Annotated in this window: 12 protein-coding genes; 5 read left to right on the forward strand and 7 right to left on the reverse strand. The window is 72.8% G+C overall.

From position 1 onward, the window contains the following. Positions 1-41: 41 nt before the first annotated feature. Together ACWCXH_RS32805 and ACWCXH_RS32810 are read right to left on the reverse strand one after the other, a co-directional pair. A complete protein-coding gene (locus tag ACWCXH_RS32805) occupies positions 42-905 on the reverse strand; it encodes a GNAT family N-acetyltransferase (protein ID WP_449805141.1) in 864 nt (287 codons plus the stop codon). Then, the gene (locus tag ACWCXH_RS32810; protein WP_449805142.1) at positions 902-2,155 is read right to left on the reverse strand and encodes a M16 family metallopeptidase; all 1,254 of its coding nucleotides are present in this window, start codon (positions 2,153-2,155) and stop codon (positions 902-904) included. Before ACWCXH_RS32810 ends, ACWCXH_RS32805 begins: the two co-directional genes overlap by 4 nt. An 800-nt stretch (positions 2,156-2,955) precedes the next feature. On the opposite strand from ACWCXH_RS32810, the gene ACWCXH_RS32815 reads away from it, so the two are divergent. The 3 genes from ACWCXH_RS32815 to ACWCXH_RS32825 all read left to right on the forward strand — a co-directional run bounded on the left by ACWCXH_RS32815 (position 2,956) and on the right by ACWCXH_RS32825 (position 6,112). After that, the gene (locus ACWCXH_RS32815) at positions 2,956-3,684 is read left to right on the forward strand and encodes a hypothetical protein (protein WP_449805143.1); all 729 of its coding nucleotides are present in this window, start codon (positions 2,956-2,958) and stop codon (positions 3,682-3,684) included. Between the two features lie 323 nt (positions 3,685-4,007). After that, the gene (locus ACWCXH_RS32820) at positions 4,008-5,513 is read left to right on the forward strand and encodes an FAD-dependent monooxygenase (RefSeq protein WP_449805144.1); all 1,506 of its coding nucleotides are present in this window, start codon (positions 4,008-4,010) and stop codon (positions 5,511-5,513) included. A 239-nt stretch (positions 5,514-5,752) separates the two neighbouring features. After that, a complete protein-coding gene (locus ACWCXH_RS32825) occupies positions 5,753-6,112 on the forward strand; it encodes a hypothetical protein (protein ID WP_449805145.1) in 360 nt (119 codons plus the stop codon). Positions 6,113-6,261: 149 nt separating this feature from the next. Here ACWCXH_RS32825 and ACWCXH_RS32830 read toward each other — a convergent pair whose 3' ends face one another. Then, entirely contained in the window at positions 6,262-6,726 is a 465-nt protein-coding gene (locus ACWCXH_RS32830) for an ATP-binding protein (protein ID WP_449805146.1), read from the reverse strand. Positions 6,727-6,943: 217 nt separating this feature from the next. Between ACWCXH_RS32830 and ACWCXH_RS32835 the strand changes: the two genes are divergently transcribed. After that, positions 6,944-8,125 carry a glycoside hydrolase domain-containing protein gene (locus tag ACWCXH_RS32835; RefSeq protein ID WP_449805147.1) on the forward strand — a complete coding sequence of 394 codons (1,182 nt, stop codon included), beginning with the start codon at positions 6,944-6,946 and terminating at the stop codon, positions 8,123-8,125. 100 nt (positions 8,126-8,225) lie between these two features. Here the strand turns inward: ACWCXH_RS32835 and ACWCXH_RS32840 are convergent, their stop codons facing one another. Further along, positions 8,226-9,509: an amidohydrolase family protein gene (locus ACWCXH_RS32840; protein ID WP_449805148.1), complete on the reverse strand. Its 1,284-nt coding sequence runs from the start codon at positions 9,507-9,509 to the stop codon at positions 8,226-8,228. A 295-nt stretch (positions 9,510-9,804) separates the two neighbouring features. Here ACWCXH_RS32840 and ACWCXH_RS32845 point away from each other — a divergent pair, with 295 nt between their 5' ends. Further along, positions 9,805-10,869, forward strand: a complete 1,065-nt coding sequence (locus tag ACWCXH_RS32845) for an alpha/beta fold hydrolase (protein WP_449805149.1) — start codon at positions 9,805-9,807, stop codon at positions 10,867-10,869. On the opposite strand, the gene ACWCXH_RS32850 is transcribed toward ACWCXH_RS32845, so the two are convergent. The 3 genes from ACWCXH_RS32850 to ACWCXH_RS32860 are packed head-to-tail and all read right to left on the reverse strand — an operon-like array spanning position 10,859 to position 14,807. Then, complete coding sequence (locus ACWCXH_RS32850; protein WP_449805150.1) at positions 10,859-12,157, reverse strand: NAD(P)/FAD-dependent oxidoreductase; 1,299 nt, start codon at positions 12,155-12,157, stop codon at positions 10,859-10,861. The two genes, ACWCXH_RS32845 and ACWCXH_RS32850, sit on opposite strands and share 11 nt — an antisense overlap. Beyond that, positions 12,154-12,945, reverse strand: a complete 792-nt coding sequence (locus ACWCXH_RS32855; protein ID WP_449805151.1) for an ABC transporter ATP-binding protein — start codon at positions 12,943-12,945, stop codon at positions 12,154-12,156. Before ACWCXH_RS32855 ends, ACWCXH_RS32850 begins: the two co-directional genes overlap by 4 nt. Continuing rightward, positions 12,942-14,807, reverse strand: a complete 1,866-nt coding sequence (locus tag ACWCXH_RS32860) for a dipeptide/oligopeptide/nickel ABC transporter permease/ATP-binding protein (protein WP_449805152.1) — start codon at positions 14,805-14,807, stop codon at positions 12,942-12,944. The genes ACWCXH_RS32855 and ACWCXH_RS32860 overlap by 4 nt, the downstream gene beginning before the upstream one ends. Position 14,808: the final 1 nt, after the last annotated feature.

Below are 14,808 nucleotides of genomic sequence, written 5' to 3' on the forward strand. Positions count from 1 at the left end.
GAGTGAACGGGCGGTCGGCCGCCCGAGCCCAGGGAGCGGGTTCAGACGACGGGGACGACGGGCAGGCACCGGTACGCGAACGCCGGCTCCCAGCCGCGGCTCCGCAGGTCGGCGACGACGCCCTCGCTGCGCACCAGGCCCGCGGGCGACGCGGGGTGGACGACGTTGCCGACGAGCGGGAGGCCGGCGGCCTCGGCCAGCTCCGCGCACGCCCGCACGAGCCGTCGGCCGGCTCCGGTGTGGCGGGCCCCGGGCTCCACCAGGACGTCCAGGAGGTCGACGAACTCGACGCCGCTGGGATCGTCGGACGCCTCCCGGTTCACGGTGGCGTGGCCCACGGGCACCGGGCCCAGCCAGGCGACGAAGGTGCGGCACGCCGGGTCGTCCAGGGTCTGACGGGCCGTGTCCAGGGCAGCGGCCGGTGCGCAGGCCCGTCCGTGGTCGGTCGTGCCGTCGACGAGGGCCCGGGCCAGCCACTCGGCGACGCGGTCGGCGCACTCGTCGGTGATTCCGGTGACCCGGACCTCCCCGTCGGTGCGGACGTCGCCGCCCGGCGCGGCACCGTTGCGCGGTGCGGTTCCGTCGTGGACTGTGGCCCCGGAGCCGATCGGGCCGGTGTGGCGCAGATAGGTGAGGAACGGGCGCAGCCGCGGGTCGACGTCCTGCCCCGGCAGGGTGCGGGCGAGCACCGCCGTGCAGCCGGGGATCTCCTCGCGGACCACCTCCAGCAGCGGCGACAGGTCGCGCAGCAGCCGTGGTTCGGCGTGTTCGACCAGACAGCGGAGGTCGCCCGTCAGTGGGTCGTGGTAGGCGCCGTAGACGCACTCGGCTCCGGCGACCGTCCGCAGCAGTCCCTCCGAGCCTGCGCCCCGGAGGAAGTCCGAGGACACGGCGAAGGAGGTCACGCCTGCTCCCGGTCCACCACGACGACCAGCGAGTCCGCGATCTCGGCCGCCGCGGCGGCGAGTTGGGTCTCGGAGGTCCGGCGGAGCGTCCGGATCTCGTGCTCCGGGTCCCAGCGGTCGCGTCGGACGCAGCGGCGGTTGGCGAGGGTGATGGCGTGTTCGAGCGGGTCCTGCGCCTCGCGCACGACCTCCATGACGGCCTGGCGGCGTGCGGCCTCGACGTCCTCACCGTTCAGTGCGCCGGCGGCGACGTGCGCCAGCTCCTCGCACAGCACGTCCAGGATCCGCGGGGCGTTGCCGGGCTCGCTGCCGGCCACCATGCGCCAGGCGCCGGCGTCGCTGTAGCTGCGCGACCAGGACCGGAACGCGTAGGCGAGGCCCTGTTCCCCACGGAGACGGCGGTAGAGCGCGGACACCGGGCTGGCGCCGAGCAGGTGGGACAGGACGGTGTAGGCGTACCGGCGTTCGTCGTCGACGGCCGGGCCCCGGGCACCGGCGACGAACCAGCAGAAGCGGTCGGGCCACTGTTCCGGGGTGTGGTGGGTGGCGGTCGTCCGCCGACGGGGCGGCGAGGGCTGCGGCCGGGCGGTGGGCAGCGCGGGGGTGGTGTCCGGGGCGGCGGGGTCCAGGGCGGCGAGTGCGGACGAGGCGAGGGAGCTCCGGAGCGCCGTAGGGTCGGCACCGCCGGAGGCGGCGAAGGCCAGCGGCCGCGTGGTGGTCGCGTGCGCGTGGATGTCCCGCAGCCCGGCCACCGTCGCCTCGCCGACGCTGTCCACCGTGCCGCCGCACGGGCGGCCCAGCGGGTGGCCGGCGAACAGCTCGGCCATGAAGAGGTCCTGGACGGTGTCACTGGGGTCCGCCGCCGCGGCGGCGAGCTCCTGGAGCACGACCCGCCGCTCCGAGGCGAGGAGGTCGGTGGAGAGCTCGGGCCGCAGGACGGCGTCCGCCATCCAACGGGCGACCGCCGGAGCGTCCTCGTTCAGGACCTCGGCAAAGAACAGCAGGGACTCCGGTCCGGTGGAGGCGTTGCACTGTCCGCCGAGGGCCTCGATGCGCTCGGAGAGCGACGGACCGCCCGAGAGCGGCGCGGACATGAGCAGGTGCTCCAGGAGGTGGGCGGATCCCTCCAGGCCCGCCGGGTCGTGCCGCCCGCCGTAGCCGATCGACAGGCACAGCCCCGTGGTGCGGCGGCTCCGTTCGGTGTCGAACAGGAACGGAATTCCGCTGGTCTCGTTCAATTCCCTCGTCATCATCCTCTTCCCCCCTGTGCTCTGGCCGGACGGGCCGAACAGGGGCCCGCGGAATGAGACCGCGGGCCCCTGTGTCATCACTTGCCCGGGCGGACGCGGATCTTGTCCAGGCGCGGACGCAGCGTCATCTTGTGGTTGCGGATCACGGGGCACCTCCTTTCGACGGGTGGGAGTGGGATTCGGCCGGCGGGGCGAACCGTGCGAGGTTCGTCCGCCGACCACGATGCAATCACTCCCCGTCAGGGGTTCACCATGAGGAACGGCAGGCGGAAACCATGGGGAGTTCCCTGCAGAAATGGCGTCGGCGAAGGCGGGAACTGCCGGACGCGGGGTGAGCGGGGGCGGAGCCGGGGGCGTTCGGTCAGCCCTCCCGGGGGGATGACGGCGGCCTCGCGCCCGGCGTGGATCGGGCACGGCCGCGAGGCAGTTCAGCAGGCCCGGTTGTTCCCCGGGCTCGGGGGCCGGGCGCCGGCAAGCTGGTCCAGGCCGACGGGGAGGGGCGATGATGAACGGGCGGGCACGGTCTTCCGTCGTGGCGATAAGGGACTCGACACCTCGTGATCACCCGGAGGTCGTGCCTGCCTCCGCTCCGCCCGAGCTCTGAACTGCCCGGCACCATCAACTACCTGAATCGGCATCAGACCAGACAGACACCCTGAAACGACGCCGTCCTGGTATGAGCGCCTGCCGATCGGCAGATCGGCAGGGCGCTCATCTGCTTCTCGCGCACCTCGCCAGCGGACTACAGTTCGGACCTGAATGCCCGCAGGCCGTACACGGAAGTTCAGGGGGACCGGGGGATGTCCGCATCGGACTGGACCACGCTCGCCGTCGCGCTCGTCGGCGTAGGTGGCACCTTGTGCGCCACGATGCTCACGCAGCGTGCCCATGGTGCCGAGGTCGCAGAGCAGAACCGTCGAGCCGAGCGAGAACGCGCTGAGGACCAGCGCCGGCGCGACATCGAGCGCGAGGCGGAGCAACGCGAACGGGCCCTGCAAATGAAGCGCGAGATCTACGCCGCGCTCAACGCGGCCGGCCGGGCCTACCGGGTGGCCGCCCGGGACGCGGTGCTCGCTCTGGAACGCGGTGAGAGCATCGACTCGGCGCGCCTGGACGGTGCGCGGGACGAGTGGAACGACCAGTACGCGCAGGCCCAGATGGTGATCCCGAAGCTGGTCCTTGACATCGCCTCCGAGCTCAACGCCGCCCTTGGACTCGGCTACCGGATCGTCAAAGCCCTACCCGGCAGCCCGGACCCCGAAGTGGCCTACGATCGGGCGAAGAACTGGTTCGACGACTCGCTGTCCGACGGCGTCTATCTGCTGCGGCTCGCGTTCCGGCACGATCTTGGAGTCCAGATCGTCGAGGAGGGCCTGAAGGGTATGCGCGGAAAACTGGCCGAACTGGACGCAGCGTACAGCCACGTCTCCGGCGAACTCTCCCGAGAGCACGGCTCCGCCTGGTCGTCTCCTCCGGTTCAGGTCAACGGCCCGACCATCATCGAAGAGCCGGAGCGAGCTGGCAGTTGAGGAGCTCTAACGGGGCGTTTCGGCCCTGGTTTCGGAGATCAGGTACCGCCAGGTCTGGGTGACGTCTGCCGGATCAGGTCGGCGAGGAAGGTCAGGGTGATGACGAGCACCTTCGCGGTGACCTCGTCGGAGAACGTCGGCAGGAGGTGGTGCACGGTGGGCCCCCAGTGTGAAGTGCTTCGGCGCAGATATCGGCACGGTGCCGTAACCATTGGTAACGCTCGCTCGTGGCGCGCCGGCGACCGACCGGGACGGCCTCGCCGTGCGCCGCCACTCGCGGTCCCACCGTGCAGCACCCTCACACAGGCCTGAGACTCGGAAGCATGAACACGACGGACCTGTCACCGGGTGCCTCCTCGAACCGACACGGGGCACCAGACGCGGACGTTCTGGTGGTCGGGGCCGGCCCGACCGGCCTGCTGCTCGCGGGTGACCTCGCCAGGTCCGGAGTCGATGTCACACTGCTGGAGCAACGCGATCGCGAATCCAACCTGAGCCGCGCCTTCAGCCTCCACGCGCGAACCCTGGAGCAGCTCGATGCCCGCGGCCTGGCCGACGAACTGCTCCGTATCGGCACACCAACCCGGGCGCTGCACCCGTTCGGCCGCCTCAGCATCGACTTCTCCGACCTCCGGACGCGCTTTCCCTTCATCCTCACCATTCCTCAGTGGCAGGTCGAGCGGGCCCTGCTGCGCCGGACCGAGGAGGCGGGAGCCAGCATCCTCCGTGGGGCTCGGGTCACCGGGCTGCGACAGGACTCGGACGGCGTTGACGTGCACGTGCTCCATCCGGACGGCTCCGCGTCCATCTTCCGGGCCCGCTACGTCGTCGGTGCGGACGGGGCGCGCAGCACCGTCCGGCAGAGCCTGGGTATGCCGTTCCCTGGTAAGTCGGTCATCAGCTCGGTGATGTTGGCCGATGTGCTGCTCGACCGCGCCCCCGACGAGATCTTCAATTTCGCCTCGAACGAGGACGGTTTCACGTTCTTCGCGCCGTTCGGGGACGGCTGGTACCGGATCATCGGCTGGGACCGGCACCGACAGGTGCCCGACAATGCGCCGCTCACCTTGGAGGACGTCCGGGACATCACGAAGCGTACGATCGGCAGCGACCTCGGGATGCACGACCCGCGGTGGCTCTCCCGGTTCCACAGCGACGAGCGGCAGGTGCCCCGCTACCGGCAGGGAAGGGTGTTCCTCGCGGGCGACGCCGCACACGTCCACTCGCCCGCCGGCGGCATGGGCATGAACACCGGGCTGCAGGACGCCGCCAACCTCGGGTGGAAGCTGGCAGTCGTTGCGCACGGCTGGGTCGGCGACGCATTGCTGGACAGCTACCACGCGGAGCGTCACCCGGTGGGGCGGATGGTCCTGCGGGTCAGTCACGCACTCCTCACGGCCGTCACCACCGGGTCACCCCTGATCCGCGCGCTGCGGGCCGCGCTTGCCACCGTCGTGCACCAGTTGGCCGTGGTGGAGGCCCGCGCGTCTCGCGGCATCTCCGGCATCGGGATCACCTACCCCGCGCCCCGGGGCTCTCATCCGCTCGCCGGGCGCCGGGTTCCTGACCTCCGCCTGGCGGCGGAGCCGGCCCGGCTCTACGAGGCGCTGCGGGAGGGCAGATTCGTGCTGGTGGGCTGCGATGTCGCCGCGGTCGCCGCGCCGTGGGCGGGGCGGGTGGTGACGGCCTCCCCGGCGACCAGCCTGCGCCCGACCCTACTGGTTCGGCCCGACGGTTATGCGGCGTGGGCGGCCGAGGACCCCGACCCGGACGAGGTGCGCAAGGCCCTGACGCAATGGCTGGGCGCGGTGGACCGCCGGGCAGCGTGAACGGGCCGTCGGTCTCCGAAGCGGATAACGCCGGTTTTGACAGCGCCCTGGCGAACGAACCGCCGTACCTGGCTGGGCGTCAACCGACGACCTCACTCATCACGACCTGAGCGGCTTCGGAGCAATCGCAGACAGTTGCAGGATCCACCGGGCACCCTCCCTGGCCGACCACCACGACGGGGCGGCAACCGCCTGTCCCGCCGAGGTCGGGGGCGTGATCGGCCAGTACAGTCGCCTTCATGGCGAAACCAGTGCTGCGGGCGATCGAGGCGGACGGAACCTCCTGGGACGACCCGTCCGAGGAACAACTGCACGATCTGCTGGCCGACATGAGCCTCACCTGGAGGTTCGTCGTTGTACGGCGGCTTGATATTGAGCCCGCCGACCAGCACTACATGCAGGTTTATCTCAACGACGACCTGAGCTATCAGGTGGAATACCGCGAGGGAGGGCCGGACAGGCACTTTCAGGCATGGGTGCCCCGCGAGCACGAGGTCTTCGCGGTGGAACCTGTGGCTGAGGTGCTTCAGGACTGGGCCTACGGGCGGGCGGGTTGGCGTGAGGCTCTTCCCTGGGTCCCGTGGTCACCCACGAAGTGAGTCGAACCGCCCGACTGCGGGCACCTCGACACGTTCCGACGTCGACAAGCCGCGCAACCTGGCGAGGAGCGTGACGGTGGAGCAACCGTCCTGGTGGACGAGCGGGGCCCGACCGCTGTGCGGCCGGCCGGGCCCCGCTCGGGTGGACCTCAGCTCTTGACGGCCTCCGCGATCCGCAGGGCGGCCTGGGTGGGCGTGAGGTGCGTGGTGTCGACGACCTCGGCCTCGCGGTGCAGCCAGGTGCGGGCTGCCTCGGCGTAGGGCTCAAGGTATGTGAGACGGAATGGGGAGGGGCCGAGAACAGTGTCTCCCTCGATGCGCCCGCGGAGGGTGTCCTGGTCGGCGTGGAGAACGAAGTGCCTTACCGGGATGGCATGTTGGGCAAGGCCTGCGCTGATCTCGCGCCAGTACTGCTCGACCAGGACAGTCATGGGCATCACCAGAGTGCCGCCGGTGTAGTCGAGTACGCGGCGGGCGGTTTCGACCACGAGCTGCCGCCACGGCGGCCAGTGCTGGAAGTTGTCCGTCTTGGACAGCCCCGGCGTGATGTCCATGAGTGTCTCGCCGACCTTCTCGGCGTCGAACACCCGTGAATCCGGGATCAGTGGCTGCACGAGTGCACTCGTCGTTGATCGCTGCTACGCCACTCGGCAGGACCTCATCCAGCGGCACTGCTGTGACAGCTCACCAGTTTGCCGCTCAGCCGATACTGGCTGTGCGTTATCCCCCCCCGCTGCAGAAGTGAGGGCGGTGGCGAAGTCCGGAAGACGCTCTGTCACCATAATCCGATCAAGTGTCTTTCTTCGCCAAACCGCCTATCAGGGACCTCACGTGTCTGACCAGCACAGCTCCAGTACCACCACCCCCCGCCGTGCCCGGCCGCGACAGCGCAGCAACGGCCGGGCCATCGCGCTGAGCGCCGCCTGCGTGCTCGTGGCCGCAGGCGTGACAACGCTCGTCACCACCGGGCTGGTCGGGCACTCCTCCCCGAGCGGCAGCGCCGTGGCACACCCGGCCGCCGGTGGTGGCACTGCGGCCGACGCCGCCACCGGCCTGCCGACCGCCGACGCGACGAGCGCCGGTGCGAGCGCCAGTGCCTCCGCCTCGCCGTCCGGTTCGGGCTCGCCGTCCGCCTCCGCCTCGCCGTCCAAGTCCGTTTCCGCGTCGGCCTCGGCGTCCGCATCGTCGTTGCACCCGGCGCCTTCGAGCGCGTCGTCCGTTCCCGCACCGGCCGTCGCCGGCCAGGGAGCGGTCCCGGCGAACAACGCCCCCGCCCCCGCGCCCGCGCCTGCGCGCGGACCGGCCGTCTTCACCGGCAAGGCGTTCGACACCTGCACCGCACCGTCCTCGGCCGCGATGCAGGCGTGGCACGGCCAGTCGCCCTACGGCGCGGCCGCGGTCTACATCGGCGGCCAGAACCGGGGCTGCTCGCAGCCGAACCTGACGTCCTCGTGGGTGCACACCGTGCACGCCGCTGGATGGCAGCTGATCCCTCTCTACGTGGGCGCGCAGCCACCCTGCCAGACCTCCGGCAACCCGGAGCGGATCACCGCCGCCAACGCGGCCTCCCTCGGCTCCTCCGACGGCGCCGACGCAGTTGCCCACGCCGCCGGCCTCGGCATGGGCACGGGCAGCGCCGTCTACCTCGACATGGAGGCCTACGACGCCTCCGACCGCGCGTGCAGCGGCGCGGTGCTGACGTACGTCCAGGCCTGGGACGCGGCCCTGCACGCCCACGGCTACTGGGCGGGCTTCTACGGCTTCAGCAAGTCCAGCGCCCTGGCCATGAGCCAGGCGGCATCGTCCGGTGCGACCGGCCTGCCGGATGCCCTGTGGTACGCCCTGTACGACGGCGCGGACGACACCAGCAGTGGCTTTCCCTACCCGGCCGGCCAGTGGAGCGGCCCCTGGCGGGGCCACCAGTACGCGGTCGACCAGCAGGAGAGCTACGGAGGCGTAGCCCTCACCGTCGACCACGACGCCTGGAACGGGCCGGTCGCGGTGATCGGCTGATGCTCCCGGCCCACCCACCCCGGGCAGGAACCAGCGGTGGCCCTGCGCTTGCCGGAGGCCCTGAGGTGGGTGGGAGGCCGCGAGGAGGTGGCGGGCGGGGTCAGTCGAGTTCGTTCCTGTGGACGACGCCGCCCTTGACGATGAGGCGCAGGTTGCGTTCGGGCTCGGCGAGGACGGACAGGTCGGTGGTCGGGTCGCCGTCGACGACCAGGAGGTCGGCCCATGCTCCCGGTGCGACGACCCCGAGCGGCGCCGCTCGGTAGGGGTCGCGGTGGCCGGACAGGCGGAACAGTTCGGCGTTGCCGGAGGTGGCCGTCTTCAGGGCCTCGACCGGGCTGAGGTGGGTGCCGAGCCGGACCAGCATCTCGTTCTGCCGGTGGGTCCTCCCGGGGTCGAGCACCAGGTCGGTGCCGAAGGCCAGCCGCACGCCGTGCTTCACCGCCCAGCCGAAGGTGCGGGCGACGCCTTCGCACACCTCGCGGTTCTTGCGGTCGCCGTCCGGGGACGCGTGGTGGTGGTCGTCGACCTCGAACGGCTGGGTGCTCAGCCACACGTTCTTCTCCGCGAGGTAGCGGACGGTGTCCTCGTCGACGAGGTGCCCGTGCTCGATGCAGCGCACCCCGGCCTCCACCGCGCGGCGCACACCTGCGGAGGTGTAGACGTGCACGGTCACGTAGGTGCCCCAGTCGGAGGCCGCGGCGACGGCGGCCTCCAGTTCCGCCGTGGTGAACTGCAGCACGTCCAGCGGGTCGTAGTCGGAGATGACGCCGCCGCCGGCCATCAGCTTGATCTGCGCGGCGCCCTTCCTCAGCTGCTCGCGCACCGCCGCGAGCACCCGCTCCGGTCCGTCGGCCACCCGGGTGAAGCCGATCTGTTCGGATCGGGCCGGCGGCCCGCCCAGGGCGGTCGGGGCGTCGTAGACCGCCCCGAAGTCGCCGTGGCCGGCGGTCTGGGAGATGGCGGCCTGGCTCGGGTAGATCCGTGGACCCGGGAACAGCCCGCGGTCGAGGACCCGCCGCAGCGGCTCGGTGTCGCCGGCCATGTCCCGCACCGTGGTGAACCCGCGCATCAGCATGTCGCGCGCGGCGGCCAGGGCCTGGTAGTAGACGGTGCCGGTCGGCGCGAGCTGGAGCTCCGTCATGGTGCCGCCGATCGCGAACAGGTGGACGTGTGCGTCGGTGAGGCCCGGGATGAGCGTGCGGCCTCCGCCGTCGAGCACCGTCGCCCCATGGGGCGCGCTTCGCGGGAGGGGACGGCCCGGCACCACCTCCGCGATCCTGTCCCGTTCGATGCGGACGTGTCCCGCCACCGTCTCCTCGCCGATCCCGTCGAAGATGCGCACGTTCGTCACCAGCAGCCCGGCACCCGAGTCGTCGACACCCATGCCGCCATCGTCGACCGGTCACGGAGCCGATACCAGGGGGACGGGCCGATCGGTCGATCCGGCGACGCCCGGCCGTCAGTCGACCGGCGCAGCCCCGTGCGCGCAGGTGGTGTCGAGGCTGCCTCGGAGTGCGGTCCGCATCCTGCCGTCCCGGGCGACGGCCCAGGGTTCCCGGGCGTGCGCGATGCGTACTCAAGCGGGTGTGGGGTGAGGGCGCGAGCGGTTGGGGGAAGAAGAGGGACAGGGTCAGTTGTCGGGCTGCTGTCGCGGAGGACCGATGCGCGGGGACGGGCGGGTGGCGAACTTCTTGCTCGCGCTGCTGAGCCGGGACTGGGTGGGAGTGCCGGTCGCGTTGGTGGCGGCAGGAGTGGGCGGCGGCCTGGTCGGTGTGGGGGCGGCCTGGGCGGTGGCGCTCGGTGGTCTGACGGTGGCGTTCGGTGCGGTGTTGCTGTCCGGGGCTGTTCGTCACCTGGTGCTGGTGGCGCGCGAGGGACGGGAGAATCCGCCGCCGGGGCAGCTCGTCGATGTGGGCGGTCACCGGATGCACGTCCTAGCCGAGGGGGAGGCCGGGGGCGGGCCGACCGTGGTCTGGATGCCCGGCGGGCACGCCCCTGGTGAGGATTTCCGGGAGCTGCACACGATGCTGGCGGCCCGGACCCGTTCGGTGCTGGTCGACCGGCTCGGTTCGGGCTGGAGTGACGTCGGGCGTTTCCCGCGGACGACGGCGGGCGAGGCGGAGGAGCTCCTGGCAGCGCTGGAGGGGGCGGGGGAGCGAGCCCCCTTCGTGTTCGTCGGTCATTCCTTCGGCGGGTTGCTGGTCGCGAACGTGGCCAGGCGCCGGCCGGAGCTGGTGGCCGGGCTCGTGCTGCTGGATCCGACGCCGCTGGAGGTCATCGCCTTCGCGCGGCCCGACCGCCGGCTCGCGGGGATGCGCCGCGGTCTCCTTCTGACGGCGGTGCGGCAGCTGTTCGGCGCGCACCGCGGCACCGGCGCGCGGGCCGGGCAGGCCTGCGCCGCCGCGTCGATCTTCGCCGAGTTGTCGCCGTCCGGGCTGGCGAGAGTGGGCTGGGAGACCGTGGTGTACGACGGGGACCTCGGAGACCTCCCGCTGGTGCTGGTGATACCGCGGGATCTCATCGGCGGTGAGGCGGTGCTGGCCGGCGCCCGGGACGCGGTCGAGGCCGAGCGGATCAGCCGCTTCTACCTCCGGAGCAGGGTCCGGTACCTGGCGGCGTCGACGGCTTCACGGCTGGTGCACACGCCGGAGGGGACGGGGCACGACTTCCCGCACGAGGCGCCCGGGTTCGTGGCCGGCGTGGTCGGGGACCTGGTGCGGGAGCTACGTGTGATCAGCCCATGACCGTCCGCGCGGAGTCCGGGCGGACCGGGCGTCGGCGGGAGAAGGCGCCCAGGTCCACGACGTTGCCGGTGTGTTCGCAGCGGTACCGGACCGGGTCGCCGTCGTGGTCGTGGCCGGCTTCGACCGAGTCGATCAGGGCCGCGAGGAAGCGGCCCACCAGCGGGGCGTTCTTGAACTGGTTGCCGCTGGTGCCCATGGCGACGTAGTAGCCGTCGAGGGCGGTGCGGTCGTAGATCGGGGTCCAGTCGTCGGCGACGTCGTACACCCCCGCGACCCCGAGCGGCCGGTTGGGGACGCCGATCGCCGGGAAACGGCGCGCGGCCCGGGTCACCTGGGTGCGGAAGCGGTGGGCGGTGGGGCGGGGGTCGGCCTCGTCCGGATCGTCGATCCACTCGGGCGGGTCGCAGTCCGGCTCGGTCCCGCCGACCAGGAGGTGCCCGCCGGAGGCAGGTCTCAGGTAGGTGCCGAGGTCGAGGTCGGCGACAACGGGGCCGGGGGCGTGGCCGCTCGGTGCGGTGACCTGGTGGACTTCCTCGCGCAGCGGGCGCACGCCGATCGTGAAGTCGCTTCCGACCCCCGCGAGCCGGTTGAGGCCGCCCGACCAGGGACCGGCGGCGTTGACCACGACCGGTGCGGCGATCCGTGCGCCGTCGGCCAGGCGGATGCCCGTCACCCGGTTCGCGTGCCGGTCGACGGCCACCACGGTGTGGTGGAACAGGAAGCGCGTGCCCAGCTCGCCCGCCGCGTCCGCGAGGTTCTGGGCGGCGAGCTGCGGGTCGTCGACGAACCCGGCGTCCGGGGTGAACAGGGCGCCGAGCTCACCGGCCGGGCCGGCGAAGAAGGCGTCGTCGTCCACCGGCTTCGGCGGCCAGTACCGGCCGGGGTCGATCCCGGGCAGGCGCCCGCGCAGGGCCGGGGTGTCCCACCGCTCGTACGGGACGCCGGCGCGGTCGAACAGGGTGACAACCCCGGACGGTGCGACTGCGGGGGAGTCGAGCAGCACGGCGCCGGTGCGGTGGAAGGCGGCGAGCGGGCGGCGGCCGGTGAGCCGCAGGTGGTCGGGCCAGGACGTCCAGAGGTGCTGTGCCTCCCAGGCCGTGGCGACGCCGTCGAAGGTGGAGTAGTTGAACCGGATGACCGCGCTGGAGGCGCTGGTGGAGCCGTGGCCCGCGGCACCCGCCTTGTCCACGACGACCACCTGCCGCCCGGTGCGCGCGAGTTCGAGGGCGATGGCGGAGCCGATCACCCCGGCTCCGACGACCAGCGCGTCCGGTCGGATGGCGGTCATGACGGCCTCCCGTCGGGCGGGGCCGTGCGCAGACTCGGCACGGCGGCGAGCAGGGTCCGGGTGTACGGGTGCTGCGGGGTGCGCAGGATGGCGCCGGTGGGGGCGGTCTCGACGATCCGGCCGTGCCGCATGACCGCCACCACGTCGGAGACGTGGCAGACCGCCGGCAGGTTGTGGCCGATGAACAGCATGGACAGGCCGAGCCGCCGCTGGAGTTCGCGGATCGTGTTGAGGACGGCGGCCTGCACCGAGACGTCGAGTGCCGAGGTGATCTCGTCGGCGATCAGCAGGCCGGGTTCGACGGCCAGGGCACGGGCGATGGCGACCCGCTGACGCTGACCGCCGGACAGCTGGCGCGGCAGGCGGTCGGCGAGCCGGGGGTCCAGGCCGACGAGGCCGAGCAGCTCGGCGACGCGCGCGGCACGGGCGGGTCGGTCGAGCCGGTGGAAGACGGTGGCCGCTTCGACGAGCGTCTGGCGGATCGTCATCCGGGGATCCAGCGCGGTGTCCGGGTCCTGGAGGACGACCTGGACCAGGCGGCCGAGCCGGCGCCGGTCGCGGACGGTGCGGGTACGGACCTCCTGGCCGTCGAGCAGGACCCGGCCACCGTGCGGGGCGGCGAGGCCGACGATCGCGCGGGCCAGGCTCGACTTCCCGGAGCCGGACTCGCCCACGAGCCCGAGCGTGGTGCCGGACGGGACCTCCAGCGAGACACCGTCCACTGCGGCGACGGGGCCGTGCCGGCCGAGGTGGCGGACGGTGAGGTCGGACACCTGGAGGGTGGTCATGACGGGACCGCCGTCCGCGGGTCCGCCGCCACCGGCACCGGGTACCAGCACGCGACCCGGTGGTCGGCACCGAGGTCCTCCAGCGGCGGAGCCTGCTCGGCACAGTGGTCCCGGCGGCGTGGGCAGCGGGGCTCGAACGGGCAGCCCGGGGCAGGGGCGAGCGGGTCGGGCGGTGCGCCCTCGACCGTCGGCAGCGGCCGGTCGCGGTCGGCGGCGAGGTCCGGTACCGATGCGACCAGGGCCCGGGTGTAGGGGTGCCGGGTGCCGCCGGCGAGGCGGCCGGCGGGCAGGGTCTCGACGACGGTGCCCGCGTACATCACCAGGACCCGTTCGCAGAACTCGCCCACGAGCGCGACGTCGTGGCTGATGAACAGGATCGCGGCGGAGGTGTCCCGCCGGATCTCGGACAGCAGCCGGGTGATCTGCCGCTGCACGGTGACGTCGAGCGCGGCGGTCGGCTCGTCGGCGATGATCAGGCCCGGCCGCACCATCAGCCCGGACGCGATCATCACGCGCTGGCGCTGGCCGCCGGAGAGCTGGTGGGGGCGTGAGCGCAGCAGTGCCGGAGGGAGTGCGACCCGGCGCAGGGCGTCGGAGGCCTCCGACGCGGCCTGAGCGCGGCTCGCGCCGCGGTGGGCCCGGACGGTCTCGGTGAGCTGGGTGGCGACCCGCAGGGACGGGTTGAGCGCCGAGGCCGGGTTCTGGAAGATCACCGCCAGGCCCGTCGCGAGGTGGCGGTCCCGCTCCCTCGGTGTCATGGCGGCGAGGTCGGCACCGAGCAGGCGCAGGGTGTGCCGGGACACCCGGGCACCCGCCGGGAGCAGGTCGGCGATGGCGAGCGCGGTGAGCGACTTGCCCGAGCCCGACTCGCCGACGAGCCCGACGATCTCGCCCGGCCGCAGCGAGAGGCTCACACCGCGCACCGGCCGGGTCACCCCGTCCGGGGTGGTGAGCTCGACGCCGAGGTCCTCGACCTGGAGCACCAGGCCGTCCTCGGCGGGCCCGCTCGGGGCGAGCGGTGGCGCGGGCGTGCGCGGTGCCGGGCTGCGCCGGGCGACGCCGCCGGCCAGGACCTCGCCGAGCAGCTGGAAGGTCAGGGCCGCGTAGAGGATGGCCAGGCCCGGGGCGAGTGCGGGCAGGGGTTCGGCGTAGACGCGGTCGAGTCCCTGGTTGAGCAGCTGCCCCCAGTCGTAGCCGGGCGGTTGGACGCCCAGGCCGAGGAAGCTCAGCCCGGAGAGCGCGACGAGGGCGGTGCCCGCCGCCGTGGTGGTGCTCAGCAGCAGTGGCTCGGCGATGTTGGGCAGGACGTGCCGCCACAGCAGGCGGTGGCGGCGCAGGCCGAGCACCCGGGCCGCGGCCAGGTGGTCGGTGCCCGCCACGCCGGCGGCGAGGGTCTGGGCGAGCCGGGCGAATCCGGGGACGCCCGCGACCGCGAGGGCGAGCACCGCCCCGCCGGCGCCCGCGCCGAACACGACGGCGAGGAACATCGCGACCAGGAGCGCGGGGAAGGCGAGCAGGAGGTTGACCAGCCCGGCGAGCAGCCGACGGGCGCGGGGGCCGAGGACGGCGGTGGATGCCCCGAGGAGGACGCCCGTGGTCGAGCCGAGCAGGACCGCCGTCAGCGCGAGCAGCAGGGAGGGCCGGGTGGCCGTCAGGACCCGGGCGAGCAGGTCCCGGCCGAGGTTGTCGGTGCCGAACGGGTGCGCCGCGGACGGGCCCTGGAGCACCGCGGAGGGGTCCGGGCGGTCGGCCGACGCGCCCCAGACGAGCGGGCCGACCAGCGCGAGCACGACCAGCGACGTCAGCATGGCCGTCGTGACCCAGGCCATGGGCGGGCGTCGGCGTCCGGGTGAACGGGGCATG

It is taken from the genome of Kitasatospora sp. NPDC001660, assembly GCF_053596725.1.